The sequence below is a fragment of the Mycobacterium sp. 4D054 genome (assembly GCF_052245755.1).
Lineage (GTDB): Bacteria > Actinomycetota > Actinomycetes > Mycobacteriales > Mycobacteriaceae > Mycobacterium.
In genome coordinates this window covers 1-26,603 of the sequence record NZ_JBQQCF010000053.1, presented here as the reverse complement: position 1 = coordinate 26,603, position 26,603 = coordinate 1, and the positions used below count along the sequence as shown (strand labels likewise).

The following is a 26,603-nucleotide window of genomic DNA, read 5'->3' as shown; positions in this document are numbered from 1 at the left end:
GTGTCTTCAGCGGTCCTGTTGCAGTGTCGCCCACAGCCCGGCGGCGTGGAGCCTGGTCACATCGGCTTCCATGGATTCCCGGCTGCCTGCCGACACCACGGCCCTGCCCTCGTTGTGCACCTGCAGCATCAACTTGGTGGCGTGCGGCTCGCTGTAGCCGAAGAGTTTCTGGAAGACGTAGGTCACGTAGGTCATCAGGTTCACCGGGTCGTCCCAGACGATGGTCACCCACGGCACGTCGGCGGCCGCGTCCGTCTCCCGGTCCACGCGTGCGTCACGGTCTTCGCGGGTACCCGGTCGTGCCTTCGCCGGAGTCACCATGGGGCCAGGATACCGGGGCTCCGGACCGGCCTCGAACCGATACGGTGAGCCGGTGACCTTCTCGCCCACGGACCTGTCGCACACGTCTACGGCGCTGCTCACGGACAAATACGAACTGACGATGCTCGCGGCCGCGTTGCGGGACGGGACGGCGGGCAGGCACAGCACCTTCGAGGTGTTCGCCCGCCGCCTTCCCGGCGGGCGACGCTACGGCGTCAACGCCGGTACGGCGCGGTTCGTGGATGCGTTGCAGGCGTTCAGGTTCGACACAGCGGCGTTGAGTCTCCTGCAGGACGTCGTCGACGACACCACCCTGGACTATCTCGCCGGTTACCGCTTCACCGGCGACGTGGACGGCTACCCGGAGGGTGAACTGTACTTCCCCGGCTCACCGGTGCTGTCGGTGCACGGCACCTTCGGCGAATGCGTGCTGCTCGAGACGCTCGCCTTGTCGATCTTCAACTACGACAGCGCGGTGGCGTCCGCGGCGGCGCGGATGGTCAGCGCCGCGGCGGGTCGGCCGCTGATCGAGATGGGCTCGCGACGCACCCACGAACAGGGCGCCGTCGCCGCCGCGCGCGCGGCCTACCTGGCGGGGTTCGCCGGGTCGTCGAACCTGGAGGCCCAGCGGCGCCACAGCGTGCCGGCGCTGGGCACCAGCGCGCACGCCTTCACCCTGCTGCACACCACCAGGGACGGGACCCCGGCGGACTGGGAGAAGGCCGCGTTCCGCGCGCAGATCGAGGCGCTGGGCGCGGGTACCACCCTGCTCGTCGACACCTACGACATCACCGCAGGTGTGGCGCACGCGATCGAGGTCGCGGGCACCCGTCTGGGCGCGGTGCGCATCGACTCCGGCGACCTCGGCGTGCTGGCCCGTCAGGTCCGCGATCAGCTGGACGGCCTCGGAGCGGCCGAGACGCGCATCGTGGTGTCGGGTGATCTCGACGAATTCGCGATCGCCGCGCTGCGCGCCGAACCGGTGGACGTCTACGGCGTGGGAACCTCGGTGGTCACCGGGTCGGGCGCCCCGACTGCCGGCATGGTCTACAAGCTTGTCGAAGTCGACGGGATCCCGGTCGAGAAGCGCAGCAGCCACAAGGAGTCCCACGGCGGGCGCAAGCGGGCGTGCCGGCTCGTCAAGAGGTCGGGCACCATCGTCGAAGAGGTGGTCTATCCCGCCGGCGGTGCCCCTCCGGACCCGGAAGACCTGCACATCCGCGAGCTGACAGTGCCGCTGGTGCGCCACGGCGAGCCGGTCGCCGACCTGGGGCTGGACGCCGCCCGCGCCCGCGTCGCCGACGGCCTGCTCAGCCTGCCGTGGGACGGTCTGAGCCTGTCGAGCGGCGATCCCGCGATCCCGACCCGGATGGTCGCTCCCCCGCCCGGACGGAAGTAGACCCCGGTGGAGGTCACCGGTCTGCTGGCCACGGCCGTCGCCGCGCTGGGCGGCGCCACCCGCGACGGCCAGATCGCGATGGCCGAAGCGGTCGCGCGTGCGTTCGACACCGGGGAGCATCTCGCCGTCCAGGCCGGCACCGGCACGGGTAAGTCGCTGGCGTATCTGGTGCCTTCCGTCGCGCACGCGGTGGCGGAGAACCGCCCTGTGGTGGTCTCGACGGCCACGATCGCGCTGCAGCGCCAGCTGGTCGACCGCGACCTCCCCCGGCTCGTCGACTCGCTGGCCGCGGCGCTGCCCCGCCGGCCGACCTTCGCGCTGTTAAAAGGTCGCGGAAACTACCTGTGCCTGAACAAGATTCACAACGGATCCACGGGCAGCGAACCGGACGACATCCCGCAGGAGGAACTGTTCTCCCCGGTGGCGAGCAGCGCGCTGGGCCGCGACGTGAAACGGCTCACCGAGTGGTCGGAGACGACGGACACCGGGGACCGTGACGAACTCAAACCCGGTGTTGCGGACCGGTCCTGGTCGCACGTCAGCGTGTCGGCACGCGAATGCATCGGGGTGTCGCGGTGCCCGTTCGGCACAGACTGTTTCGCCGAACGGGCGCGCGGCCGGGCCGGTGAGGCCGACGTCGTGGTGACCAACCACGCGCTGCTGGCCATCGACGCCATCGGTGATGCCAACGTGCTGCCCGAACACGAGTTGCTCGTCATCGACGAGGCGCACGAACTGGTCGACCGCGTCACCGGGGTCGCCACCGCCGAACTGTCGGCCACGCTGCTGGGAATCGCGCACCGGCGGGCCGCGCGGGTGGTGACGCCCGAACTCGCCGAACGGCTGGAGGCCGCGTCGACGACGTTCTCGTCGGCGGTTTTCGAGGCCCGTCCCGGCCGGATCGACGTTCTCGACGAGGAGTTGGGAAGCTACCTGGCCGCTCTGCGCGACGCCGCGCACGCGGCACGCACCGCGGTCGACACCGCGCCCAACGATCCGAAGACGGCGTCGGCGCGCGCCGAGGCGGCCACCGCGCTGTCGGATGTCAGCGACACCGCCGCCCGGATCCTCGACTCGTTCGTGCCGGCCATTTCCGACCGCACCGACGTGGTGTGGCTCGACCACATCGACGACGCCAGGTCCGGCAGCCGCGCGGTGCTGCGGGTTGCGCCGCTCTCGGTGGCCGGGCTGTTGCGAAGCAGGCTGTTCGGGCATTCGACAGCGGTGTTGACCTCCGCGACGCTGACCATCGGGGGCAGTTTCGATGCGATGGCCGCCGCATGGGGTCTGTCCGGCGGCGCCGACCGCGAGCCCGGTCAGCAGAGCAGCGCCGTGCGCTGGCGCGGTCTGGACGTCGGGTCGCCGTTCGACCATGCGAAGTCGGGCATCCTCTACGTCGCCGCGCACCTGCCGCCGCCCGGCCGTGACGGCGCCGGATCCGCGGAACAACTCGACGAGATCTGCGCGCTGATCGAGGCCGCCGACGGCCGCACGTTGGGGTTGTTCTCGTCGATGCGCGCCGCCAAGTCGGCGGCGGAGGTGATGCGCGAGCGACTCGACACCCCCGTGCTGTGCCAGGGCGATGACAACACGTCGGCACTGGTCCAGCGTTTCGCCGACGACGAGCAGACCTCACTGTTCGGCACGCTGTCGCTCTGGCAGGGCGTCGACGTGCCGGGGCCCTCGTTGTCGCTGGTGCTCATCGACCGCATCCCGTTTCCCCGCCCAGACGATCCGCTGCTCACCGCGAGGCAGCGCAGGGTGGCCGCGCGCGGCGGCAACGGTTTCATGGCGGTCGCGGCCAGCCATGCGGCGCTGCTGCTCGCCCAGGGCGCCGGAAGATTGCTGCGCGGCATGGACGACCGCGGCGTGGTGGCCGTGCTGGATTCCCGGATGGCCACCGCCCGCTACAGCGGATTCCTGCGCGCATCGCTGCCGCCGTTCTGGGCGACGACCGACGGCGCAGCGGTGCGGGCGGCGCTGCAGCGTCTTCGCGGCCCGCGCTGACCTCCGCGATACCCGCAGTCGGCGGCGCGAATTCACTATCCTGTCGACAACGTTCGGCCGCCGGAGTCACGCCGCTGCGGCCACGAGGGAAAGGCGGCGTCCATGAGCCCGTCGAGAAGGCCGCGCGCACTGTTCGGCATCGCGGTCACCGGCTGCGCGGTCCTGGCCGCCGTCGCCTGCTCCACCACGCTGGCGGGCAGCCCGGTGTCCGTGTTCGACGACCCGTTCCGGGTGGCGGGGATGCCGGCCACCGACGGCCCGACCGGGTTGCGCCCCGGCGCCGAAGGCCCCGCACGCGATGTCCGCGACACTGACGGTGGCGCGATGGATGAGCTCGCCGCGAACGCGATCAGCGACATCGAAGACTACTGGGCGAGGGCCTACGAGGAGACCTTCGACGAGAGGTTCCGCCCGGTCGCCGAACTGATCTCGTGGGACGCCAACGGGTTTGACGGCGAGTTCTGCGGCGAGGACACCTACGGTCTGGTCAACGCCGGCTACTGCTACGCCGACCGGACCATCGGTTGGGACCGTGGCGAGTTGCTGCCCGGACTGCAGCGCGCACACGGGGACATCGGCGTGCTGATGGTTCTCGCGCACGAGTACGGGCACGCCGTCTCGCGGTTGGCCGGCCTGACGAAGAAGGACACGCCGACGCTGGTCGCCGAGCAGCAGGCCGACTGCTTCTCCGGCGCCTATATGCGCTGGGTCGCCGAGGACTCCTCACCGCGGTTCACGCTGAGCACCGGCGAGGGCCTCAACAACGTACTCGCCGGCGTCATCTCCGTCCGCGATCCGCTGCTGACCGAGGGCGATCCCGATGCCGGTGTCGACGAGCACGGTTCGGCATTCGAGCGGTTGTCGGCGTTCCAGTTCGGCTTCACCGACGGCCCGTCGGCGTGCGCGGGCATCGATCTGGCCGAGATCGACCAGCGGCGCGGAGACCTGCCGGTGCTGCTGCCCGAGGACCAGACGGGCGAGTTGCCGGTCACCGAGGACTCGGCCCGCTCGATCGTCGATGCGATGGGAATCCTGTTCTCGCCCAAGAACCCTCCCGCGCTGAGCTTCGATGCCGAGGCCGCGCGCAGCTGTCCGGACGCCCGGCCGAGCCCGCCCGCGTCCTTCTGCCCGGCGACCAACACGATCGTCGTCGATCTGCCCGCGCTCGAGGAGATGGGCGCACAGGCCGATCCCCGGGACGGCGGAAGCCTGGCCACCGGCGACAACATGGCCTACTCGGTGCTGGTGTCGCGGTACATGCTGGCGATCCAGCATGAACACGCTGGGGTGGCACTGGACAGCGCCGAGGCCGCGCTGCGGACCGCGTGTCTGACCGGGGTCGCGACGGTGAAGATGACCGAAGAAGTGACCACCCCCGACGGTGACACGGTCGCGCTCACCGCCGGCGACGTCGACGAGGCGGTCTCCGGCATTCTCACCAACGGGTTGGTCGCCAGCGATGTCAACGGGGAATCCGTGCCTTCGGGGTTCTCCCGCATCGACGCCTTCCGGCTGGGGGTCCTCAGCGACGCGGAGCGCTGCTTCAAACGCTTTCCGTGAGCCGGGGTCTGCGGCGGCGTCACGCCAAGGTGATCAGCCCTAGTTCGTTGTCGCCGGCCAGCAGCCGGTGATGGGGCAGCACCCGGACCGTGTACCCGACCGATCCGGCGATCGGCAGCGGTGTCGTCGCGGTGAAGATCTCGTCGCCGCTCTCGGCCGTGCCCGCGTGGTCCATCGGCACGATGGCCGGGTCGAGGAGCGAATCGCCGGCGTCGACGCGGCCCAGCACCGCCTGCACCGCCACCTCGTCGGGACGCAGGCGGCCGAGCGACACCGTCGCGGTCAGCGTCAGTTCCGAGCCCAGTAGCGGGGTGTCAGGCAGCCCGTAGCTGTCGACGTCGGTGATCTTGACGTGCGGCCAGGCCTGTCTGACCCGCCTGCGGTAGTCGGCGAGTTCGCGTGCCGCGCCGAAGGGCTGGCCGAACTCCGGTGCGCTGCCGGGCTCGATCACCTGTCGCAGCGCATGGGCCGCAGGCAGATAGTACTTCTCGGTGTAGTCGCGAACCATGCGGGAGGCCAACACCTTCGGCCCCAGCGTCTGCAACGTGTGGCGAACCATTTCGACCCACCGGGTCGGGACGCCGTTCTCGTCGCGGTCGTAGAACTTCGGTGCGACCGCACGCTCGAGCAGGTCATACAACGCCGCGGCCTCGAGGTCGTCGCGCCTGCCCTCGTCGGCCAGTCCGTCGGCAGTCGGTATCTCCCAACCGTTCTCACCGTCATACCACTCGTCCCACCACCCGTCGCGGATGGACAGGTTCAGGCCACCGTTGAGCGCACTCTTCATCCCCGAGGTGCCGCACGCCTCCAGCGGGCGCAGCGGGTTGTTCAGCCACACATCGCAACCGTGGTAGAGCTTGCGCGCCATCGAGATGTCGTAGTCGGGCAGGAAGGCGATGCGGTGGCGCAGGTCTTCCCGGTCGGCGAACCTCACGATCTGCTGGATCAGCGCCTTGCCGCCCTCGTCGGCGGGGTGCGATTTCCCGGCCACGATCAGCTGCATGGGGCGCTTGTCGTCGAGCAGCAATCTGGCCAGCCGTTCGGGATCGCGCAGCATCAGCGTCAGCCGCTTGTAGGTCGGCACCCGGCGAGCGAACCCGATGGTGAGTACGCCTGGATCGAAAGCGGTTGCCACCCAGCCGAGCTCGGCGTCAGAGGCACCACGCTCCAGCCAGGAGCGGCGCAGCCGGGCGCGGACGTCCTCGATCAGCTCGGCGCGCAGCTGCGAGCGGATCCACCACAGATGTCCCGAATCGACCTGCTGCAACCTCGACCAGGACTCGGTCTCACGCAGCGAGGTCAGGTCCTCGCTGCCGAGCAGCTCGCGTCCCAGCTCCATCCACTGCGGCGCCGCCCAGGTGGGCGCGTGCACGCCGTTGGTGATCGACCCGATCGGAACCTCGCCCGGGTCGAAACCCTGCCACAGATCGTTGAACATCACCCGGCTCACCCGCCCGTGCAGCAGGGACACCCCGTTGGCGCGCTGGGCCAGGCGAAGGCCCATGTGCGCCATGTTGAATTTCGTCGGGTCATCCTCGGCGCCGAAGGCGAGGATGCGTTCCAGCGGCACCCCGGGCAACAGCGGGGAGCCGCCCACCGCGGGCGCGCCGAGCTCAGGCCCGAAATACCGCTCCACCATCTCGACCGGGAACCGGTCGATGCCCGCGGCGACCGGGGTGTGGGTGGTGAACACGGTGGACGCCCGGACCACCGACAGCGCGGTGTCGAAGTCCAGACCGGCCTCGATCAGCTCACGGATGCGTTCGGCGCCCAGGAACCCGGCGTGGCCTTCGTTCATGTGGAAGACCTCCGGGGCGGCCAGGCCTTCCAGTTCGGTGAACGCGCGGATGGCGCGCACACCGCCGATACCGGCCAGGATCTCCTGCCGGATTCGGTGCTCCTGGTCACCGCCGTACAGCCGGTCGGTGACAGAGCGCAGCTCGTGCTCGTTCTCCGGGATGTCAGAGTCCAACAGCAGCAACGGAATTCGACCGACCTGCGCAATCCAGATCCGTGCCGAAAGCTGCGCACCGTCGGGCAGCGCCAGCTCGACGAGGACCGCGGCGCCCCGCGCATCGGTCAACAGCCGCAGCGGCAGACCCTGCGGATCCAGCGCCGGATAGGCCTCGTGCTGCCAACCGTCGGCGGTCAGCGACTGGCGGAAGTACCCGCAGCGGTAGTACAGGCCCACGGCGATCAGCGGCAGTCCGAGGTCTGAGGCCGACTTCAGGTGATCGCCGGCCAGGATTCCGAGGCCACCCGAATAGTTCGGCAGCACCTCGGCCACGCCGAACTCCATCGAGAAGTACGCGATGCCCCGCGGCGGTTCCGCATCCTGTTCGTCGCCGAGCTGCTGGTACCACAGCGGCCTGCTCAGGTAGTCGTCGAGGTCGGCGGCCAGCGCATCGAGGCGCCGGACGAAGGATTCGTCGGCGGCCAGCTCCTCCAACCGGGCGGGACCGACCTGACCGAGCAGCGCCACCGGGTCTCCACCGACCTGTTCCCACAGCCTCGGGTCGATCGCCTCGAACAGATCCTGGGTCGGTTTGTCCCAGGACCAGCGCAGATTGACAGAGAGCCGCTCGAGCGCGGACAACTGTTCGGGAAGGTGGGCACGGACGGTGAATCTGCGGAGAGCTTTCACGCGTGGTCACCTTACTGCCGCGCGGCGTCCTCCGGTGGGATGATCATCCGCCCCGGCCGGCGGACCCGATGACCGACGAAAGGTTGAGTCGGACACTACGGTGGGTATAGGCGCGACAGGGCTTTGAGCCGGGCCTGCGGACGGGGACAGGACCACACCGGCCGAGCAGGTTGAGAACGAGGCAACGACGCGCGGTGCACGCCGTGCGGTGCTGATCGAGTGGTAGGGAGTGCCAGGGAGTGATCGCGTGACCGCCGGTCGAATCGAGATCGATGACGTCCAGCCCGTGGTGTCGGAAGGGCGCTTCCCCGCCAAAGCGGTCGTCGGCGAGGTTGTCCCGGTGTCGGCAACGGTGTGGCGGGAGGGCCACGACGCGGTGGCGGCAACCCTGGTGGTCCGCTACCACGGCACGGCCTATCCCGCGTTGGCCGACGAGCCCCCGGGCCGGGTCCGCTCCACCGAGGCGGTGCCGATCCAGGAGGTCGTCACCCCCGGACCGCGGGTGCGGCCGCTGGCCCTGCCGATGGCCCCGGGTCGCACCCCCGACGTGTTCCACGGCCAGTTCACTCCGGACGAGGTCGGACTGTGGACGTTTCGGGTGGACGGCTGGGGTGACCCGATCGCGACGTGGCGCAAGAACGTGACTGCGAAACTCGACGCGGGTCAGAGCGAGGGCGAGCTGAACAACGACCTGCTGATCGGGGCCCGTCTGCTGGACCGCGCCGCGACGGGCGTGCCCCGTCAGGACCGCTACCCGCTGGCGGAGGCGGCCGCCCGGCTGCGCGAGCCGGGCGATCCGTACTACCGCGCCGGCGCTGCGCTGGCCCCCGACCTGGTGGCGCTGCTCGATCAGTACCCGCTGCGCGAGCTCGTCACCCGCGGCAAGCAGTACGGCATCTGGGTGGACCGCCCGCTGGCGCGGTTCAGCTCCTGGTATGAGTTGTTCCCGCGCTCCACCGGCGGGTGGGACAGTTCCGGCCATCCTGTGCACGGGACGTTCGCCACCGCCACCAAGGCGTTGCCGCGGGTGGCCCGGATGAACTTCGACATCGTCTATCTGCCGCCGATCCATCCGATCGGCAAGGTGCACCGCAAGGGGCGCAACAACAGCGTCACCGCCGCACCGGGGGATGTCGGATCGCCGTGGGCGATCGGCAGCGACGAGGGCGGCCACGAGGCCGTCCACCCGGACCTGGGCACCATCGAGGACTTCGACGAGTTCGTCAGCGCCGCACGCTACGAGGGGCTCGAGGTCGCACTGGACCTGGCGCTGCAGTGCGCGCCGGACCATCCGTGGGCCCGTGAGCACCCCGAGTGGTTCACCGTGCTGCCCGACGGCACGATCGCCTACGCGGAGAACCCGCCGAAAAAATACCAGGACATCTACCCGCTGAATTTCGACAACGATCCCGCCGGGCTCTACGAGGAAGTGCTGCGGGTGGTCAAGTTCTGGGTGTCGCACGGCGTCAAGGTGTTTCGGGTCGACAACCCGCACACCAAGCCGCCCAACTTCTGGGCCTGGCTCATCGGGGAGGTGAAGAACACCGATCCTGACGTGCTGTTCTTGGCCGAGGCGTTCACCCGGCCGGCGCGACTGTTCGGACTGGCCAAGCTCGGGTTCACGCAGTCCTACACATATTTCACCTGGCGAACCGCCAAGTGGGAGCTGATCGAGTTCGGTGAGTCGATCGCCGAGCACGCCGACTACAGCAGGCAGAGCCTGTGGGTGAACACCCCCGACATCCTGCACGAGAGCTTGCAGCACGGCGGTCCGGGCATGTTCGCGATCCGGGCCGTGCTCGCGTCGACGATGAGCCCCACCTGGGGCATGTACTCCGGCTTCGAACTGTTCGAGCACCGCGCCGTGCGCGAGGGCAGTGAGGAGTACCTGAACTCGGAGAAGTACGAGTTGCGGCCCCGCGACTTCGAGGCAGCGCTGTCCGACGGCGAATCGCTGGAGCCATTCATCACCCGGCTCAACGAAATCCGCCGCCTGCACCCGGCTCTGCAGCAGATGCGCACCATCAAGTTCCACCACGTCGACAACGATGCGCTGCTGGCCTACAGCAAGTTCGATCCCGTCTCGGGCGATCAGGTGCTTGTGGTGGTGACTCTCAACCCGTTCGGCCCGGAGGAGGGAACGCTGTGGCTGGACATGGAGGCGCTGGGCATGGACCTGCAGGACCGCTTCTGGGTGCGCGACGAGATCTCGGGCGAGGAATACCAGTGGGGCCAGAGCAATTACGTGCGTCTGGAGCCGGCCAAAGCCGTGGCCCACGTGTTCAACATGCCCCAGGTTCCCGCCGACCAACGAGCCAACCTTCTGCGTAGGGAGTGACGACATGACCAACGCGTCCAATATCCAGAATCAGGTGGACAGCCCGCACCTGCGGCCGCACACCGCCGACCTGAACCGGCTGCTGGCCGGCGAGCACCACGACCCGCATTCGGTCCTCGGCGCGCATGAATACGACGATCACACCGTGATCCGCGCCTTCCGGCCGCACGCCGTAGAGGTGGTCGCGGTGATCGGCGGCACGCGATATCCGTTGCGCCACATCGAGGCAGGCCTGTTCGCCGTCGCGGTCCCGTTCGTCAATCTGATCGACTACCGGTTCGAGATCAAGTACTCCGAAGACGAGTCGGCCTTCGTGCACACCGTCGCCGATGCCTACCGGTTCCTTCCGACCCTCGGCGAGGTCGACCTGCACCTGTTCTCCGAGGGCCGGCACGAACGGCTCTGGGAGGTCCTCGGGGCGCACCCGCGCAGCTTCACCACCCCCGACGGTGAGGTCACCGGGGTGTCGTTCGCGGTGTGGGCGCCGAACGCCAAGGGTGTGAGCGTCACCGGCGATTTCAACCACTGGGGCAACGAGGCGCAGATGCGCGTGCTCGGCTCCACCGGCGTGTGGGAGCTGTTCTGGCCCAACTTCCCTGACGGCGGGCTCTACAAGTTCCGGGTGCACGGCGCCGACGGGGCGGTCACCGACCGCGCCGATCCGATGGCGTTCGCGACCGAAGTCCCTCCGCAGACCGCCTCGCGCGTGTTCGAGAGCGACTACACGTGGAACGACGAGGAGTGGATGAGCGGGCGGGCGCTGCGCAATCCCGTCTTCGAACCGATGAGCACCTACGAGGTGCACCTGGGCTCATGGCGGCCCGGACTGAGCTATACCGAGCTGGCCGAGCAGCTCACCGCTTATGTTGTTGAGCACGGCTTCACCCACGTCGAGATGCTGCCGGTGGCCGAGCATCCGTTCGGGGGTTCCTGGGGATACCAGGTCACCTCGTACTATGCGCCGTCGTCGCGGTTCGGCACTCCCGACGAGTTCCGCTACCTCGTCGACGCGCTGCACCGGGCCGGCATCGGCGTGATCGTGGACTGGGTGCCCGCCCACTTCCCGAAGGACGCGTGGGCGCTGGGCCGCTTCGACGGCACCGCGCTCTACGAGCACGGCGATCCCCGCCGCGGCGAGCAATTGGACTGGGGCACTTATGTGTTCGACTTCGGTCGAGCCGAGGTGCGCAACTTCCTGGTGGCGAACGCGCTGTACTGGCTGCAGGAGTTCCACGTCGACGGGCTCCGCGTGGACGCCGTCGCCTCGATGCTCTACCTCGACTATTCCCGCCCGGAAGGCGGCTGGTCGCCGAACATCTACGGTGGCCGCGAGAATCTCGAGGCCGTGCAGTTCCTGCAGGAGATGAACGCCACCGTGCACAAGATCAACCCCGGCATCGTCACCATCGCCGAGGAGTCGACCTCCTGGCCGGGCGTGACGCGCCCGACAAGCCTTGGCGGCCTCGGCTTTTCGATGAAGTGGAACATGGGATGGATGAACGACACGTTGGAGTTCATCAAGCGGGACCCGATCCACCGCAGCTACCACCACCACGAGATCACCTTCTCGATGCTGTACGCGTTCAGCGAGAACTACGTGCTGCCGATCAGCCACGACGAGGTGGTGCACGGCAAGGGCACGCTGTGGGGCCGGATGCCAGGCGACGATCACAGCAAGGCCGCAGGCATTCGCGGCCTGCTCGCCTACCAGTGGGCACACCCGGGCAAGCAGCTGCTGTTCATGGGCCAGGAATTCGGCCAGCGTGCCGAGTGGTCCGAGGAGCGCGGGGTCGACTGGTTCCAGCTCGACGAGCAGGGCTTCTCCGACGGAATTCTGCGAATGCTCACCGATGCCAACGAGATCTACCGCACGCGCCGGGCGTTGTGGTCGCGGGACACCCAACCCGAGGGCTACTCCTGGATCGACGCGAACGACTCCGCCAACAACGTGCTGAGCTTCCTGCGGTTCGGCGACGACGGCTCGATGATGGCGTGCGTGTTCAATTTCTCGGGCTCAGAGCACACCCGCTACCAGTTGGGGCTGCCGCATGCGGGCAAGTGGCGCGAGGTGCTCAACACCGATTCCGATACCTATCACGGTTCGGGCATCGGCAACTACGGTGCCGTGGAGGCCACCGACGAGCCGTGGCACGGCAGGCCGGCCTCAGCGGTGATGGTGCTGCCGCCCCTGACCGCGCTGTGGTTCGAGCCCGAAAAACCCTGACCGACTTTGCGGCGAAATCGCATTCCACGCGCCAAATCCCGAGTCGGGGCCGCATGGAATGCGATTTCGGCGGGATCAGTAGAGGGCGTTGGCCAGATTGCGCCGCCCCGCGATGACGTCCGGGTCGGCTGGGTCGAACAGATCGAAGAGCTCGATGAGGCGGGTGCGCACCCGGGTGCGGTCGTCGCCTTCGGTGCGCTTCACCAGAGCGGTCAGCCGCGCGAACGCGGCGGCGACATCCTGCTGCATGACCTCGACGTCGGCGGCGGCGAACGCGGCGTCGATGTCGTCGGGTGCCGCATCGGCCGCGGCGATCGCGTCCCGGGAATGCGTGGTCGCACGCTGCAGGAACTCGATCTGACGCACTGCGCCCTTGGCCTCGGGATGATTCGGGTCGGCGTCGAGGATCGCCTGGTACGCGTTGCGTGCGGCGTCGAAATCCCCGGCGTCGAGATGGGCGCGCGCCTGCTCAACCTCGGGATCGACCGCTTCAGCGCCGTCTGCATCGCCGGCACCCCCGGCGAGCTTGCCGGCTGTTGCGCTCAGCAGGGAGTCGATCCAGCGCCGCAGCTGCTCGGGCGGCTGCATGCCCTCGAAACTGGACAGCGGTCGGCCCGCGGCCAACGCCACAACGGTCGGCACCGCCTGCACACCGAACATCTGCGCGACGCGCGGCGTGGTGTCGACATTGACCGAGGCGAAGGCCCACTTGGGGCCGTCGGCGGCGGCCAGCGCGGACAGCGCCTCACCGAGTTGGACACTGGAATCGCTGCGCGGCGACCACAGCAGCACGACGACGGGCACCTCGGTGGAGCGCGCCAGCACCTCGGCTTCGAGGTTGGCTTCGGTGATCTCCACGCCACCCGGGTTCCCTGCCGGCGCGCTATCGCCGGCCGCGGGGCGTTGCTTGAGCGCCGACAGGTCGACAGCTCCCGTCAGCGCAGACGAAATTCGGGGTCCAGGTCGAGTCACATCTCAAGTCTGTCACGTCGTTTCGGGTACCGGCGCGCCCGGTCGAGGAAGCCCGTCGGAAACCGGCTGGGATCCCATCCGACCACTGCGATCAGCCCATATGAGGAAGATCACACTACCTAACGGTACGATGCTGCCCAGCAACGCCAGCAACCACGTCCCGACACCCCATTTGTTCAAGATCCCGACGACGAGCGCGGCCACCCCGAACGCGACGAACACGCCGCCGTGCACCGGGCCGAACACCTTCACACCGATCTCGGTCTGCGGTGAGCCCAGGTACTTGAAGTACATACCGAGCAGCAGTCCGACCCAGCTGACCGCCTCGGCAAAAGCGATCAACCGGAACCAGCCCGCCGCGCTGCGGAGGTCGTAAGCGCTAGTCATGCCGGCCATTGTGCCCGACCGCACGACCAGCTACTACACCGCGTCGTTGATGCGAGTTGCTCAGGGCCTGCGCAGGATCAGGGCGTCACCCTGCCCGCCGGCGCCGCACAGCGCGGCCACCGCGTAGCCCGAACCGCGACGAGCCAACTCCAGCGCGGCGTGCAGCGTGATCCGCGCGCCGGACATCCCGATCGGGTGACCGATAGCGATGGCGCCGCCGTTGGTGTTCACCTTCTCAGCGTCGATCCCCAACTCCTTGGTCGACGCGAGCGCCACGGCGGCGAATGCCTCGTTGATCTCGACGACGTCGAGCTGGTCGACCGAGATGCCTTCCTTGGTCAGCGCCTTCTTGATCGCGTTGGCCGGCTGGCTCTGCAGCGTCGAATCCGGACCGGCCACCACGCCGTGGGCACCGATCTCGCACAGCCAACTCAGCCCCAACTCCTCGGCCTTGGCCTTGCTCATCACCACGACCGCGCATGCGCCGTCGGAGATCTGCGACGCCGAACCGGCGGTGATGGTGCCGTCCTTGCGGAACGCGGGCTTCAGGCCCGAGAGCGACTCGGCGCTGGTATCGGCGCGGATGCCCTCGTCCTCGCTGAACTCGATCGGGTCGCCCTTGCGCTGCGGGATCTTGACGGGCACCACCTCGTCGGCGAAGACCCCGTCCTTCCACGCCCTGGCCGCCTTCTGATGCGACGACGCCGCGTACTCGTCCTGCTCGGCGCGGGTGAACCGGTCGACGTCGTTGCGCTGCTCGGTCAGCGCGCCCATCGGCTGATCGGTGAACACGTCGTGCAAACCGTCGTAAGCCAGGTGATCGAGCGCCGTGACGTCGCCGTACTTGTACCCTGACCGGCTGTTCATCAGCAGGTGCGGGGCCTGGGTCATCGACTCCTGACCACCGGCGACGATGACGTCGAACTCACCCGCCCGGATCAGCTGATCGGCCAGCGCGATCGCATCGATGCCCGACAGGCACATCTTGTTGATCGTCAGCGACGCCACGTCCCACGGGATGCCGGCAGCCACCGCAGCCTGCCGCGCCGGCATCTGGCCGGCGCCGGCCGTCAACACCTGGCCCATGATCACGTACTCGACCGCGGAGGCGGGAACGTTCGCCTTCTCCAGCGCGCCGGCGATCGCCACGGCACCGAGATCACTGCCCTTGAAATCCTTGAGCGAACCCATCAGCTTGCCCACCGGGGTACGCGCTCCAGCAACGATCACTGACGTCGTCATGACGACCTCCACACTTGTTTCGGATGGCTGGAAAGAGGCTATACGTGCGCACCGGCCTATTCGAAACTGATCTTGTCAGGTTACCTTTACGTTATGACCGCCGAGCAGACTGACGCCCGTCCGGCATTGGCCACCGCGCTGGTGACCGGGATTGACCATGTCGGCATCGCCGTCCCCGATCTGGACGTGGCGATCAAGTGGTATCACGACCACCTGGGCATGATCGTGCTCCATGAGGAGATCAACGAGGAGCAGGGTGTCCGCGAGGCGATGCTGTCGGTGCGCGGCGCGCCGGTGGGCAGCGCACAGATCCAGTTGATGTCGCCGCTGGACGAGACCTCGACGATCGCCAAGTTCATCGACAAGCGGGGCCCCGGCCTGCAACAGCTGGCCTACCGAACCAGCGACATCGACGCGCTCAGCGAGCGCCTGCGTGAGCAGGGCGTCCGGCTGCTGTACGACACCCCGCGGCGCGGCACCGCGAACTCGCGGATCAATTTCATCCATCCGAAGGACGGCGGCGGCGTGCTGATCGAGCTGGTCGAGCCCGCCAAGGATTCGGCAGCGCACTAGGACCACCGGCGGGTCGGACCGCGCGTGGCGCGGTGCGTCCAGCACGACGTGTGCCAGTGACGCCGATCGTCCACCCCTTCCGGATCGTCGACCGGCCACACGACGACGTGCGCCGTGCCCGGCCGAATCTCGTGATCGCACCCCGGACACCGGTAAGCCTTGGCCGCCCGCGCGCCCGGCACCGTGCGGACCTCATAGTCGTAGCCGTCGGCGCCCGCCTCGATGCGCCGCGGCGCGGGCAGCGGGTCACGCACCGGCGCTCGTCTGCGCGGAATGCGCCGCCTGCCCATCAGAACAGTCGGAACTCGTCGTTGTCCATGCCCCGCATCTTGTCGTAATCCAAAGTCACACAACGGATTCCACGGTCAGTTGCCAGCGTGCGGGCCTGCGGTTTTATCTGCTGGGCGGCGAACACCCCGGCGACCGGCGCCAGCAGCGAGTCCCGGTTAAGCAGCTCGAGGTAGCGGGTGAGTTGTTCGACTCCGTCTATCTCGCCCCGGCGCTTGATCTCCACAGCGACCGAGCGGCCCCGCTCGTCCCGGCACAGCAGGTCGACCGGCCCGATCGGGGTCATGTACTCGCGACGCACCAATGTGTAGCCGGCGCCGAGCAGTTCGACGTGCTCGGCCAGCAGGGCCTGCAGATGCGCCTCGACGCCGTCCTTGACCAGACCCGGGTCGACACCCAACTCATGGGAGGAGTCGTGCTCGATTCCCTCCACCGTGATCCGCAACTGCTCCCCCGCCTTGTTCTCGACCACCCAGACCGGCGCTTCGCCGTCGGGCTGCTCGATGATCCAGCAGGGGGGAGACATCCAGTTCAGGGGCTTGTAGGCACGGTCGTCGGCATGCACACTGACCGACCCGTCTGCCTTGAACAGCAACAGCCGCCGGGCCGAAGGCAGGTGAGCGGTGAGTCGTCCGACGTAGTCCACGGTGCACTGGGCGATGACGAGGCGCACGGAACCACCATAGATGTCGGACGAAGTGTCACTAGGCTGACGCCACAATGAACGCGACGAAGAGCGTGCCGCATCGGTTGGGCCGAGTGCTGGAGAGGGTGACTCGACAGAGCGGGCGGCTGGGGACGCCGGACTACGGGTCCTGGCTGCTGGGCAAGCCGGAGGAAAGCCAAGCCCGACGACGCGTCCGCATCCAGGTCATCCTGACAATCCTTCTCCTGTTCACCAACATCCTGGGCATCGCGGTGTCGCTGTTGCTCAACACGGTCGCCATCCCGGTGCCCAGTGTCTTCTCCGACGCCCCCGCGTGGCTGACCTTCGGCGTCGTGCCCGCCTACATGGTGCTGGCCCTGGTTTTCGGCACGGCGTGGATCACCTCGCGGACCGTCGGGTCGTTGCGCTGGGCGATCGAAGAGCGCAGCCCGACGCGCACCGATCAGCGCAACGTGTTCCTCGCCCCGTCGCGGGTGGCGCAGATGCTGCTGCTGCTCTGGGGTTTCGGCGCTGCGCTGCTGACGCTGCTGTACGGCCTGCAGGACACGGCCTTCATCCCGCGGTTCCTGTTCGCGGTGGGCTTTCCGGGCATCGTGGTCGCGACCGCGTGTTACATGATCACCGAGTTCGCGTTGCGCCCGATCGCCGCGCAGGCGCTCGAGGCGGGCCGGCCGCCGCGCCGGCTGGCGCACGGTGTGATGGGCCGGACCATGACCGTGTGGCTGCTGAGTTCCGGGGTGCCCGTCCTCGGCATCCTGCTGCTCGCGATATTCGCGCTGGCCCTGCAGAATCTGAGCTCGACGCAGTTCGCCATAGCAGTGATGATCATCGCGCTGGTCGCCCTGCTCTTCGGGTTGATCCTGATGTGGCTGCTGTCATGGCTCATCGCCACCCCGGTGCGCGTCGTGCGGGCCGCGCTCCAGCACGTGGAGGACGGCGATCTGGACTGCAACCTGGTGGTGTTCGACGGCACCGAACTCGGTGAGCTGCAGCGCGGCTTCAACTCGATGGTGCACGGCTTACGCGAACGCGAGCGGGTGCGCGACCTTTTCGGCCGGCACGTCGGCCGCGAAGTCGCCCTGGCCGCCGAGAAGCAGCAGATAGAACTCGGCGGCGAGGAACGCCACGCGGCCGTCATCTTCATCGACATCATCGGTTCCACCCAGCTCGTCACGAGCAGGCCCGCCGCCGAGGTCGTCGAGTTGCTCAACCGGTTCTTCGACGTGGTCGTCGACGAGGTCGACAACCACCACGGGCTGGTGAACAAGTTCGAGGGCGACGCGGTCCTGGCGGTGTTCGGCGCGCCCGTCGCGCTGGACAACGCCGAGACCGAGGCGCTCTCGGCAGCCCGCGCGATGGCGCGGCGGCTGCGCACCGAGGTGCCGGAGTGCGCCGCGGGCATCGGCGTAGCGGCCGGCCAGGTGGTGGCGGGCAATGTCGGGGCCAAGGAACGTTTCGAGTACACGGTGATCGGTGAGCCGGTCAACGAAGCCGCGAGATTGAGCGAACTGGCCAAGAACGAGCCTCACCTGCTGGTGGCCTCGGCCGACGCGGTCGAGGGCGCGACCGAGTCCGAGCGTGCGCACTGGCAGCTGGGTGAGACCGTGACGCTGCGCGGGCACGATCAGCCCACGCGGCTGGCCACCCCGGCCGGTGAACCGTAGGTCACCGCGAAGGACGGGACCGCCTCGGTTGGCAAACCTGCCCCGGATCGGCATGTCCCAACCGGAAATCGGTCGGTGTCCGGATTCGTGATGTACAGCGACGGCCAACGACGTCGAGCATGGTGGGGACGAGCCGGGAGAGGCGGTTGAGGATGACGATCAGTGTGGCCGAGCGCGCGGAGCTGCGCAGTGCGGTCGGTGAACTGTTGGCCGACAAGTGCACCGAGGCCGACGTGCGGCGGGTGATGAACTCCGAGGAGGGCTTCGATCGCGAACTGTGGGGTCGATTGGCCGATCAGGGTGTGCTGGGCATGCTCGTCGACGCCGACTTCGGCGGGCTGGGTTTCGGTGCTCTGGAACTCGAAGCCGTCGCCGAGGAGACCGGCGCCGCGCTGCTTCCGGGACCGTTCATCTCCAGCGCCGTGCTGACCGTCGCATTGATCAACGCAGCGGGTTCCGACGAGGACAAGCAGCGATTGCTGCCCTCTCTGGCCGACGGCGCTGCCATCGGCACCGTGGCCCTGACAGGCCGGACCGGTTCGTGGACGGCCGACGGCGTGGACGTGCAAGCGGGTGCCGACGGCACCCTCACCGGCGCCGCGCACTACGTCACGTGGGGGCAGGTCGCCGACGTCGTGCTGGTCGTCGCCCGCACCGACGACGGTGTCGGCGTGTTCGAGGTGGACACGGCCGCAACAGGTTTCGACCGGGCCGCGGTCACCGTGTTCGACCCGACCGTGCGTCTGTCCACCTACACGTTCACCAACACCCCCGCGCGCCGCCTCGGCACCGCGGGCTGGGAGGCCGTCCAGGAGGCATTGGACTTCGCAGTGGTCGCGTCGGCCGGTGAGCAGGTCGGCGGCACGCGGCGCATCTTCGACATCACCATCTCCTACCTCAAGACCCGGTTCCAGTTCGGCCGGGCGATCGGTAGCTTCCAGGCACTCAAGCACATGGCTGCCGATCTGCTGTTGGAGGTCGAGTCGGCTACCTCGGCGGCGCGAAACGCCGCGGCACAGCTCGCCTCCACCGACGACACGGCCGACAGCACTGCCGAGGCGCGTGCCGGGGCCGTCGCGCTGGCCGGGTTCGCCTGCGCCGAGGCCTATGTGAAGACCGCCATGGCTGCGGTACAGATGCACGGCGGCATCGGCTTCACCTGGGAGCACCCCGCCCACCTGTACGTCCGTCGGGCCCGCAGCAGCCTGCAACTGTTCGGCGGCTCGGCTTCGCACCGCGAACGCTACCTGCTCTCGAAGGGCGCATGAGAAATGAGCGACAACAATCTGCCCGGCTCCGACGAACTGCGCGCCGAGGTCCGCCAATGGCTGGCCCAGAACTGGACCGGTGTCACGCTGCCCAAGTCCGATGACCCGTGGGTCAGCCCGCCCGAGCGGATCGCGTGGCTGGACAAGGTTGTCGAGGCCGGCTACGGCGCACCCACCTACCCCACCGAATGGTACGGACGGGCGTACCCCAACAAGCTGGCCAAGGTGATCGCCGAGGAGTTCCGCGCGGTCCGCGCGCCCGGCGCCTGCCAGGACCAGTTCAGCATCCCGGCCAACACGACGCTCGCGTTCGGCACCGATCGACTCAAGGCCGATCTGCTGCGGGACTTCCTGACCGAGAAGTCGCGCACCTGTCTGCTCTACAGCGAGCCCGGCGCCGGTTCGGATCTGGCCGGTGTGCGTACCACCGCGGTGCGCGACGGCGACCAGTGGACCATCAACGGCCAGAAGGTGTGGACCTCAGGTGCACAGACCTGCGACTACGCGCTGTTGATCGCGCGGACCGACTGGGATGTGCCCAAGCACCAGGGCATCACGTTCTTCATCGTGCCGATGAAGCAGCCCGGTATCGAGGTGCGCCCGCTCATCCAGATCACCGGTGAATCGCACTTCAACGAGGTGTTCATCACCGATGCGTTGGTGCCCGACGCCTACGTCGTCGGCGGCGTCGGCAACGGCTGGCGAGTGCTGCAGACCGCCCTGGCCTACGAGCGCTCCATCATGGGTTCCAGCAGTCGGATCGGCCGCAACAGCTCCAAGGCCAACGGCCTGGTCGAACTGGCCCGCGAGCATGGCCGTCTCGACGTCGCCGCGATCCGCCGGTCGCTGGCCGACGTGCTGGCATTGCGAGAACTGAACAGTCTCAACAATGCTCGCGCCAAGGCCGACGCCAAGCAGGGGACCTCCAGCCCGGTCATGTCGCTGGGCAAGCTGGCCATGTCTGCCATCCTGCACGCCGAGGCACGGTTGAAGACCGACATCATCGGCGCCCAGGCGCTGCTGGCCGGGGCCGAGAACCCGGAGGCCGACGACGTCAACTTCCTGACGCTCAACGCGTTCTTCACCTCGATCGGTGGCGGCACCGACCAGATTCAGCGCAACATCATCGGCGAGCGGGTCCTCGGGCTGCCCAAGGAGCCCGAAGTCGACCGCGACATCGCGTTCCGCGAGATCCGGAAGAACTGATCAGATGAGTTACGACCCACCGCTTTCCGGTGTTCGGATCCTTGATCTGAGCACCGGTCCGATGACAGCTGTCGCGCGCCTTCTCGCCGACCTGGGCGCCGAGATCACCGTGGTACAGCTGCATGGCATCACCGACGATGCGACGGTCGGCCCGTACATCGACGGCGTGCCGATCGGCACCGCGATCAACCGCAACGGCATGCCCGTCGTCGAGGTGGACGCGTCGACTCCGGCCGGCCGGCAGACGTTCGCCGGACTGCTCGACCGCGCCGACATCCTGATCGAGAACACCCGTCCCGGCTCGCAGGCCGAGGCGGCTCTGGAGGTGCGCACCATCCGCGCCCAGCACCCCGATCTGGTGATCCTGTCGATCAGTGATTTCGGGCGCGATTCGGAGTACCGCACGTGGCAGGCGACTGGCCCTGTGCTGCACGCACTTTCGAGCGAGCTGTCGCGGTCCGGCATTCCCGGGCGGGAGCCGCTGATCCCACCCGCAGATCTGCCGTACCAGGTGGCGGCCGGGCAGGCCGCGGTGATGACGCTGAGTGTGTTCCTGGACCGGTTACGCACCGGCGAAGGCGATCTGATCGACTTCGCGGTCCTCGACGGCGCGATGCAGGCCCTCGATCCGCCGTTCGGGTCTGCGGGCAGCGCGTCGGCCGGTGTCGCGGTCAGCGCCCAGCAGCGCGACTGGAATGCCGAGAAGCAGCGCTACCCGATCATCGGATGCAAGGACGGGCACGTTCGCATCTGCATCCTGTCGAAGCGGCAGTGGCACGGCATGTTCACGTTGATGGGCAAGCCCGAAGAGTTCGCCGATCCGTCCTACGACAAGCTCGGAAAGCGTTTCAGGTCACCACATCTTCTCGAAGCGATCGAACGCTTCTGCGCCGACAAGACGCGCGCGGAACTGGAAACTCAGTGCCAGGCGCACGGTGTGCCCGCGGCGGCGGTTCTCACGCTGTCGGAAGCACTCGATGCCGAACACTTCACCACCCGCGGTTTCTTCCACGACGCGGAACTGGCCCCCGGTGTGGTGGCGCCGATTCCGGCGGGCGTCAGCGAGATCGACGGCCATCGGGCCAGCGCGCTGAACGTGCCGGCGACCGCGGCACCGCGCCCGTCGGAGGCGCCGCTGCTGGCCGCTCGCGACCGCCAGGGCCAGGGTCTGCCGCTCGGCGGTGTCCGCGTCCTCGATCTCGGCGTGATCGTCGTCGGAGCCGACACCGCAAGGCTTTTCGGTGACCTCGGCGCCGACGTGGTCAAGATCGAACATTCCGCACATATGGACGGCCTGCGGATCGGCAGACCGACAGCGATGACGCAGCCGTTCGCGGCGGGCCACCGAAACAAGCGGTCGATCGGCATCGACCTGCGCCTGGAGGAGGGCCGGGAACTCGCGCACCGACTCGTGACGCAGTCGGATGTGGTGCTGACGAACTACAAGCCAGGTGTGGCCGAAGCACTCGGAATGGACTACGCGACGCTGCGCCGGATCAACCCGAACATCGTGGTGGTCGACAGTTCCGCGTTCGGCCCGACGGGCCCGTGGGCCAAGCGGTTGGGCTACGGCCCGCTGGTGCGCGCCGCGGTGGGTTTCACGAATCTGTGGACCTACCCGGGCGAAGTCGACACGTTCTGCGACACCGTCACCGTCTACCCCGACCACGTGGCCGCGCGGATCGGGACGCTGTCGGCACTGGCGTTGCTGCTGCGGCGCGAGCGCACCGGCGAGGGCGGCGCGGCCAGCATCTCGCAGGCTGAGGTGATGCTGAGCCACCTCGCCGCCGACATCGCCGCCGATGCGCTGCAGCGCGCAGGGCACACCGACACCGGCACGGTGGCCGCGGACAGCCCGTGGGGCCTGTATCGCACCGCCGGTGACGACCAGTGGGTCGCGATCACCGTGCGCGACGACACCGACCGCCGCGCGCTGGCCGGCGTCGTGGGCCACTCCGCGCAACAGTCTGCCTCGCTGGACGAGGCCGTGCGCGTCTGGACCGCGCAACGGTCGCATCTGGACGCGATGACCGTATTGCAGGCCGCGGGTGTACCGGCCGGCGCGGTGCTGCACGCCCATGAGATCCCGGGGTGGGGCTACTACGAGCAGCGCCGCGCGTTCCGCGAGGAACTGCACCCGCATGGAACCGAGCCGTTCATGATGGAGAACGTCCAGATCCACTGCGATCACGTGCCCGACCCGCCGCTGGGACAGGCGCCGTTGCTCGGTGAGCAGACCGCCGAGATCGCCACCGAACTGCTCGGGCTCGACGCCGCCGAGATCGCTGCGCTACTGGAGCGCGGTGTGCTGGAGAGCCCGGTGGTGGGGGTCCCCGCCCAGCCGTGATCAGGGCGGCGGCGCCGATCTCGTAGCATTCCAGGTGGCAGCAGCCCCACATGCGGATGCGACGGGAATGGACATCGACTTCACCAGGCTCAGGTATTTCGTCGCTGTCGCGGACGAACTGCATTTCAAGCGCGCTGCCGACAAGTTGATGATCACGCCTCCGCCGCTGAGCAAGCAGATCAAGCTGCTGGAGAAAGAACTCGGCGGACCGTTGTTCGAACGCGGCTACCACGAGGTGCGACTCAGCCCGCTCGGCCGGCAGTTGGTGGGTCCGGCGCGCGAGATCCTGCGCCAGGTTGAGGACTTCAGGTCGGCCGCGACCCGCGGGGTGCGCGGCCTGGCGCCGATCCGGGTCAGCGCGACGGCCTATGCCCCCTCGGACCTTCTCGCCGAACTGGAAGCCGTCATCGCGGGACTGCCGGTACCGACCGAGTTCAGCGTGCCGGGTTCCGCCGCCGAGGTCACCGCCAAGCTGATCGCCGGGCAGTCCGAACTCGGTCTGATCCACCTGCCCGCCACCGACAAGCGGCTCCGGCACAAGGTGGTGGCCAGCTACCAGGGCGGGATCGCCGTCCGGTTCGACGACCCGCTTGCGGCCAAGGACCTGGTGTCCATCGAGGAACTGCGCGACCGTGAAGTCGCCATCGACTTCGCCCGACCCAACCCGGTGGTGCTGGCCGGCCTCACGCGTCGGCTCAACCGCAGGGGCATCCACCGCATCGTGCGCACCACCAACCAGCGTGGCGGCGAGGTGGAGATGGCCACCCAGGTGTTCAACCGGCATCTGGTCGCGGTGGTCAGCTACGCCCCGGACTCGTTCATCGGCAAGATCTTCTCTCCGCCGGAGTTCAAGTTGATTCCCGTCGACGAAAGCACCTGGGGCCCTGCGGAAATCGCACTCTCCTGGGTACCCGAGCGGGTGCAGGCGCGGCTCGCCGAGGTCGAGTTGACCGTCGAGCAGATCGCCGACCGGTTGGGTCCGGTGCACCGCGGCGCCTGAACTCCGGCACACCGCCCTTAGGTGGCGACCTAAATGTGTTCGCCCCCAGAACAACGCGGACCGGCGGGACCGCGAACGACGATGTCGTTTTTCCGCTAGTTCTACCCCTGGCCCACGTGTCATCGTCGATGCGTGCACACCGACTTCGACCGCTGCTACCGGGCCGTGCAATCCAAGGATGCCCGGTTCGACGGCTGGTTCGTCACCGCTGTGCTCACCACAGGGATCTATTGCCGGCCGAGTTGCCCGGTCCGACCCCCGTACGCACACAACCTGCGCTTCTATCCGACCGCGGCGGCCGCCCAGCGGGCGGGTTTCCGGGCGTGCAAGCGATGCAGGCCCGACGCGTCACCGGGTTCACCGGAATGGAACATGCGCGGAGACGTCGTCGCCCGCGCGATGCGGCTGATCACCGACGGGACGGTTGACCGGGAAGGAGTCGCCGGCCTGGCCGCGCGGTTGGGATACACCGTGCGTCAGCTGGAACGGCTCACCCAGTCCGAGGTGGGAGCGACCCCTCTCGGGCTGGCGCGCGCCCAGCGCGCCCAGATGGCCCGGGTGCTGATCGAGACCACGGACATGCCCTTCACCGACGCCGCGTATGCGGCGGGGTTCTCCAGCATCCGGCAGTTCAACGACACCGTCCGCGCAGTCTGCGACATGACCCCCACGATGCTTCGCCGCCGCGCCAGGGCCCGCCGCGGCGGGGGCGGTGACGGCGGAACCGGCGTGGTGTCCCTGCGGTTGCCCGTGCGGGCGCCGTTCGCCTACGAGGGCCTGTTCGGCCATCTGGCGGCAAGCGCCGTACCGGGAGTGGAGGAAGTCAAAGAAGGGACCTACCGCAGGACTCTGCGGTTGCCGAACGGCCGGGGCATCGCAAGCCTGACACCCCACCCCGACCATGTGCGATGCCGGCTCGTCGTCGACGATTTCCGTGACCTGTCGGCGGCGATCGCGCGTTGCCGGCGCCTGCTCGACCTCGACGCCGATCCCGAGGCCGTCGTCAGCGCGCTGAGCGCCGACGAGGGGTTGGCCGCTCTGGTGGCCAAGGCGCCGGGACAGCGTATTCCACGGACGGTGGACGAACACGAGCTCGCCGTCCGGGTCGTCCTCGGCCAGCAGGTGTCGATGGCTGCGGCACGCACCCACGCCAGCCGACTCGTCCAGGCGTACGGGCGCCCGATCGACGATCCCGACGGCGGCCTCACCCACGTGTTCCCCTCCGTGACAGAGCTTTCCGCCATCGACCCGGACCATTTGGCGTTCCCCGCGGCGCGCCGGCGTAGCCTCCATGCGCTGGTGAGCGCGCTCACCGACGGCGCCGTGGTGCTCGACCCGGGCTGCGACTGGGACGCCGCCCGCGCGCAGCTTCTCACGCTGCCCGGCATCGGTCCGTGGTCGACGGAGATGATCGCCATGCGAGGGCTCGGCGATCCCGACGCCTTCCCCGGCACCGACCTCGGTGTGGCCGTGGCGGCCAAACAGATCGGCCTACCGGCGACCCCCCGCGGACTCGCCGAGCGCAGTACCCGCTGGCGCCCTTGGCGTTCGTATGCGACGCAGCACCTCTGGACCGCACTCGATCACAGCGTCAATCAGTGGCCGCCGAAGACGAAATGAGGGACGTGGCGCAGTACCGAACGATGGACAGCCCGGTGGGCTTGCTGACACTCGCCGGGACCGCGGGACGATTGCGTCACCTGCGGATGGTGGACCAGACATACGAACCGGACCGTGCCGGCTGGGAACGGGACGATGACGCATTCGCCGATGCCGTGACGCAGTTGCAGGAGTACTTCGGTGGCACCCGCCGGGACTTCGACTTGACGCTCGAACTGCTCGGCACGCCCTTTCAGCGGCGAGTATGGGAGGCGCTGCTGACGATCCCCTACGGCGAGACGAGGTCGTACGGCGACATCGCCAGGCAGATCGACGCTCCGGGGGCCTTCAGGGCGGTCGGATTGGCCAATGGACATAATCCGATCGGGATCATCGTGCCGTGTCATCGCGTGATCGGCGCCAATGGCAGTCTCACCGGCTACGGAGGCGGATTGGACCGCAAGAAGACGCTTCTGGGCATGGAGCGCAATAACGCGCCGGCGATTCCGACGCTATTCGATTAAGAGGTGCCGGCAGTCCCACACCAATCACCGGACAAAGGACAGCGTCGGTTCCGCATTACTCGTCTAAAAAGGCCGCCACAGCTCCCCGAGAGCCGAAGAAGTGACGATGAATTGCCCCTCTAAGCCGAGCGACATAACCACAAAATGAAGCGGGCGAATACCCACACTTTCACCCGAACGTAGACGGCAGATTTCACCGGATGCACAAATGCCTGTGCCCCCCAACAGAATTGGGGGGCACAGGTCAATTTGTGTTCGGCGGTGTCCTACTTTTCCACCCGTGTGGGTAGTATCATCGGCGCTGGCAGGCTTAGCTTCCGGGTTCGGGATGGGACCGGGCGTTTCCCTGCCGCTATGGACCGCCGTAACTGTA

Annotated in this window: 20 protein-coding genes and 1 rRNA gene; 13 read left to right on the top strand and 8 right to left on the bottom strand. The window is 68.2% G+C overall.

The window, feature by feature from the left end; translation table 11 throughout:
* Positions 1–6: 6 nt before the first annotated feature.
* The gene (gene clpS, locus ACTWP6_RS25840; protein WP_260754599.1) at positions 7–321 is read right to left on the bottom strand and encodes an ATP-dependent Clp protease adapter ClpS; all 315 of its coding nucleotides are present in this window, start codon (positions 319–321) and stop codon (positions 7–9) included.
* Between clpS and ACTWP6_RS25835 the strand changes: the two genes are divergently transcribed.
* From ACTWP6_RS25835 to ACTWP6_RS25825, 3 genes are all read left to right on the top strand, one after another.
* Entirely contained in the window at positions 320–1,720 is a 1,401-nt protein-coding gene (locus ACTWP6_RS25835; protein ID WP_396884601.1) for a nicotinate phosphoribosyltransferase, read from the top strand. The two genes, clpS and ACTWP6_RS25835, sit on opposite strands and share 2 nt — an antisense overlap.
* A 6-nt stretch (positions 1,721–1,726) precedes the next feature.
* Positions 1,727–3,727, top strand: a complete 2,001-nt coding sequence (locus tag ACTWP6_RS25830) for an ATP-dependent DNA helicase (protein WP_260754600.1) — start codon at positions 1,727–1,729, stop codon at positions 3,725–3,727.
* Positions 3,728–3,829: 102 nt separating this feature from the next.
* The gene (locus ACTWP6_RS25825) at positions 3,830–5,287 is read left to right on the top strand and encodes a neutral zinc metallopeptidase (RefSeq protein ID WP_443189171.1); all 1,458 of its coding nucleotides are present in this window, start codon (positions 3,830–3,832) and stop codon (positions 5,285–5,287) included.
* Positions 5,288–5,306: 19 nt separating this feature from the next.
* On the opposite strand, the gene glgP is transcribed toward ACTWP6_RS25825, so the two are convergent.
* Positions 5,307–7,931: an alpha-glucan family phosphorylase gene (gene glgP / locus ACTWP6_RS25820; protein WP_443189170.1), complete on the bottom strand. Its 2,625-nt coding sequence runs from the start codon at positions 7,929–7,931 to the stop codon at positions 5,307–5,309.
* A 247-nt stretch (positions 7,932–8,178) separates the two neighbouring features.
* Here glgP and ACTWP6_RS25815 point away from each other — a divergent pair, with 247 nt between their 5' ends.
* Together ACTWP6_RS25815 and glgB are read left to right on the top strand one after the other, a co-directional pair.
* The gene (locus tag ACTWP6_RS25815; protein ID WP_260754603.1) at positions 8,179–10,269 is read left to right on the top strand and encodes an alpha-1,4-glucan--maltose-1-phosphate maltosyltransferase; all 2,091 of its coding nucleotides are present in this window, start codon (positions 8,179–8,181) and stop codon (positions 10,267–10,269) included.
* Positions 10,270–10,273: 4 nt separating this feature from the next.
* Positions 10,274–12,493 carry a 1,4-alpha-glucan branching protein GlgB gene (gene glgB / locus ACTWP6_RS25810; RefSeq protein ID WP_260754604.1) on the top strand — a complete coding sequence of 740 codons (2,220 nt, stop codon included), beginning with the start codon at positions 10,274–10,276 and terminating at the stop codon, positions 12,491–12,493.
* 75 nt (positions 12,494–12,568) lie between these two features.
* On the opposite strand, the gene ACTWP6_RS25805 is transcribed toward glgB, so the two are convergent.
* From ACTWP6_RS25805 to ACTWP6_RS25795, 3 genes are read right to left on the bottom strand one after another with little or no spacing between them, the layout of a single operon-like run.
* Positions 12,569–13,465, bottom strand: a complete 897-nt coding sequence (locus tag ACTWP6_RS25805; protein WP_260754605.1) for a tetratricopeptide repeat protein — start codon at positions 13,463–13,465, stop codon at positions 12,569–12,571.
* Between the two features lie 12 nt (positions 13,466–13,477).
* Positions 13,478–13,861 (bottom strand): DUF3817 domain-containing protein, encoded by a 384-nt coding sequence (locus ACTWP6_RS25800; protein ID WP_260758214.1) that lies wholly within the window; start codon positions 13,859–13,861, stop codon positions 13,478–13,480.
* Between the two features lie 51 nt (positions 13,862–13,912).
* The gene (locus ACTWP6_RS25795) at positions 13,913–15,094 is read right to left on the bottom strand and encodes an acetyl-CoA C-acetyltransferase (protein WP_443189169.1); all 1,182 of its coding nucleotides are present in this window, start codon (positions 15,092–15,094) and stop codon (positions 13,913–13,915) included.
* A 93-nt stretch (positions 15,095–15,187) separates the two neighbouring features.
* Between ACTWP6_RS25795 and mce the strand changes: the two genes are divergently transcribed.
* Positions 15,188–15,667, top strand: a complete 480-nt coding sequence (gene mce, locus ACTWP6_RS25790) for a methylmalonyl-CoA epimerase (protein WP_260754607.1) — start codon at positions 15,188–15,190, stop codon at positions 15,665–15,667.
* Here mce and ACTWP6_RS25785 read toward each other — a convergent pair.
* Positions 15,664–15,957: a hypothetical protein gene (locus ACTWP6_RS25785; protein WP_260754608.1), complete on the bottom strand. Its 294-nt coding sequence runs from the start codon at positions 15,955–15,957 to the stop codon at positions 15,664–15,666. The two genes, mce and ACTWP6_RS25785, sit on opposite strands and share 4 nt — an antisense overlap.
* Positions 15,957–16,628 carry an endonuclease NucS gene (nucS, locus tag ACTWP6_RS25780; protein ID WP_260754609.1) on the bottom strand — a complete coding sequence of 224 codons (672 nt, stop codon included), beginning with the start codon at positions 16,626–16,628 and terminating at the stop codon, positions 15,957–15,959. Before nucS ends, ACTWP6_RS25785 begins: the two co-directional genes overlap by 1 nt.
* 47 nt (positions 16,629–16,675) lie before the next feature.
* Here nucS and ACTWP6_RS25775 point away from each other — a divergent pair, with 47 nt between their 5' ends.
* From ACTWP6_RS25775 to ACTWP6_RS25745, 7 genes are all read left to right on the top strand, one after another.
* Positions 16,676–18,286 (top strand): adenylate/guanylate cyclase domain-containing protein, encoded by a 1,611-nt coding sequence (locus ACTWP6_RS25775; protein WP_260754610.1) that lies wholly within the window; start codon positions 16,676–16,678, stop codon positions 18,284–18,286.
* 152 nt (positions 18,287–18,438) lie between these two features.
* Positions 18,439–19,554 carry an acyl-CoA dehydrogenase family protein gene (locus ACTWP6_RS25770; protein ID WP_260754611.1) on the top strand — a complete coding sequence of 372 codons (1,116 nt, stop codon included), beginning with the start codon at positions 18,439–18,441 and terminating at the stop codon, positions 19,552–19,554.
* A 3-nt stretch (positions 19,555–19,557) separates the two neighbouring features.
* Positions 19,558–20,760 (top strand): acyl-CoA dehydrogenase family protein, encoded by a 1,203-nt coding sequence (locus tag ACTWP6_RS25765; protein ID WP_260754612.1) that lies wholly within the window; start codon positions 19,558–19,560, stop codon positions 20,758–20,760.
* 4 nt (positions 20,761–20,764) lie between these two features.
* Positions 20,765–23,107 (top strand): CaiB/BaiF CoA-transferase family protein, encoded by a 2,343-nt coding sequence (locus tag ACTWP6_RS25760; protein ID WP_260754613.1) that lies wholly within the window; start codon positions 20,765–20,767, stop codon positions 23,105–23,107.
* A 67-nt stretch (positions 23,108–23,174) separates the two neighbouring features.
* Positions 23,175–24,107 (top strand): LysR family transcriptional regulator, encoded by a 933-nt coding sequence (locus tag ACTWP6_RS25755; RefSeq protein ID WP_260758215.1) that lies wholly within the window; start codon positions 23,175–23,177, stop codon positions 24,105–24,107.
* Between the two features lie 132 nt (positions 24,108–24,239).
* On the top strand, positions 24,240–25,727 hold the full coding sequence (locus ACTWP6_RS25750) for a DNA-3-methyladenine glycosylase 2 family protein (RefSeq protein WP_260754614.1): 1,488 nt from the start codon (positions 24,240–24,242) through the stop codon (positions 25,725–25,727).
* Positions 25,724–26,230: a methylated-DNA--[protein]-cysteine S-methyltransferase gene (locus ACTWP6_RS25745; protein ID WP_443189174.1), complete on the top strand. Its 507-nt coding sequence runs from the start codon at positions 25,724–25,726 to the stop codon at positions 26,228–26,230. Before ACTWP6_RS25750 ends, ACTWP6_RS25745 begins: the two co-directional genes overlap by 4 nt.
* A 253-nt stretch (positions 26,231–26,483) precedes the next feature.
* On the opposite strand, the gene rrf is transcribed toward ACTWP6_RS25745, so the two are convergent.
* Positions 26,484–26,597 (bottom strand): 5S ribosomal RNA (gene rrf / locus ACTWP6_RS25740).
* Positions 26,598–26,603 lie beyond the last annotated feature (6 nt).

Coding starts and splice junctions, on each gene's coding strand:
- ACTWP6_RS25835 (WP_396884601.1), top strand. CDS start 320: ATGGGGCCAGGATACCGGGGCTCCGGACCGGCCTCGAACCGATACGGT.
- ACTWP6_RS25825 (WP_443189171.1), top strand. CDS start 3,830: ATGAGCCCGTCGAGAAGGCCGCGCGCACTGTTCGGCATCGCGGTCACC.
- mce (WP_260754607.1), top strand. CDS start 15,188: ATGACCGCCGAGCAGACTGACGCCCGTCCGGCATTGGCCACCGCGCTG.
- ACTWP6_RS25770 (WP_260754611.1), top strand. CDS start 18,439: ATGACGATCAGTGTGGCCGAGCGCGCGGAGCTGCGCAGTGCGGTCGGT.
- ACTWP6_RS25785 (WP_260754608.1), bottom strand. CDS start 15,957: ATGGGCAGGCGGCGCATTCCGCGCAGACGAGCGCCGGTGCGTGACCCG.
- ACTWP6_RS25795 (WP_443189169.1), bottom strand. CDS start 15,094: ATGACGACGTCAGTGATCGTTGCTGGAGCGCGTACCCCGGTGGGCAAG.
- ACTWP6_RS25760 (WP_260754613.1), top strand. CDS start 20,765: ATGAGTTACGACCCACCGCTTTCCGGTGTTCGGATCCTTGATCTGAGC.
- ACTWP6_RS25800 (WP_260758214.1), bottom strand. CDS start 13,861: ATGGCCGGCATGACTAGCGCTTACGACCTCCGCAGCGCGGCGGGCTGG.
- clpS (WP_260754599.1), bottom strand. CDS start 321: ATGGTGACTCCGGCGAAGGCACGACCGGGTACCCGCGAAGACCGTGAC.
- glgB (WP_260754604.1), top strand. CDS start 10,274: ATGACCAACGCGTCCAATATCCAGAATCAGGTGGACAGCCCGCACCTG.
- ACTWP6_RS25755 (WP_260758215.1), top strand. CDS start 23,175: ATGGACATCGACTTCACCAGGCTCAGGTATTTCGTCGCTGTCGCGGAC.
- ACTWP6_RS25775 (WP_260754610.1), top strand. CDS start 16,676: ATGAACGCGACGAAGAGCGTGCCGCATCGGTTGGGCCGAGTGCTGGAG.
- ACTWP6_RS25765 (WP_260754612.1), top strand. CDS start 19,558: ATGAGCGACAACAATCTGCCCGGCTCCGACGAACTGCGCGCCGAGGTC.
- ACTWP6_RS25745 (WP_443189174.1), top strand. CDS start 25,724: ATGAGGGACGTGGCGCAGTACCGAACGATGGACAGCCCGGTGGGCTTG.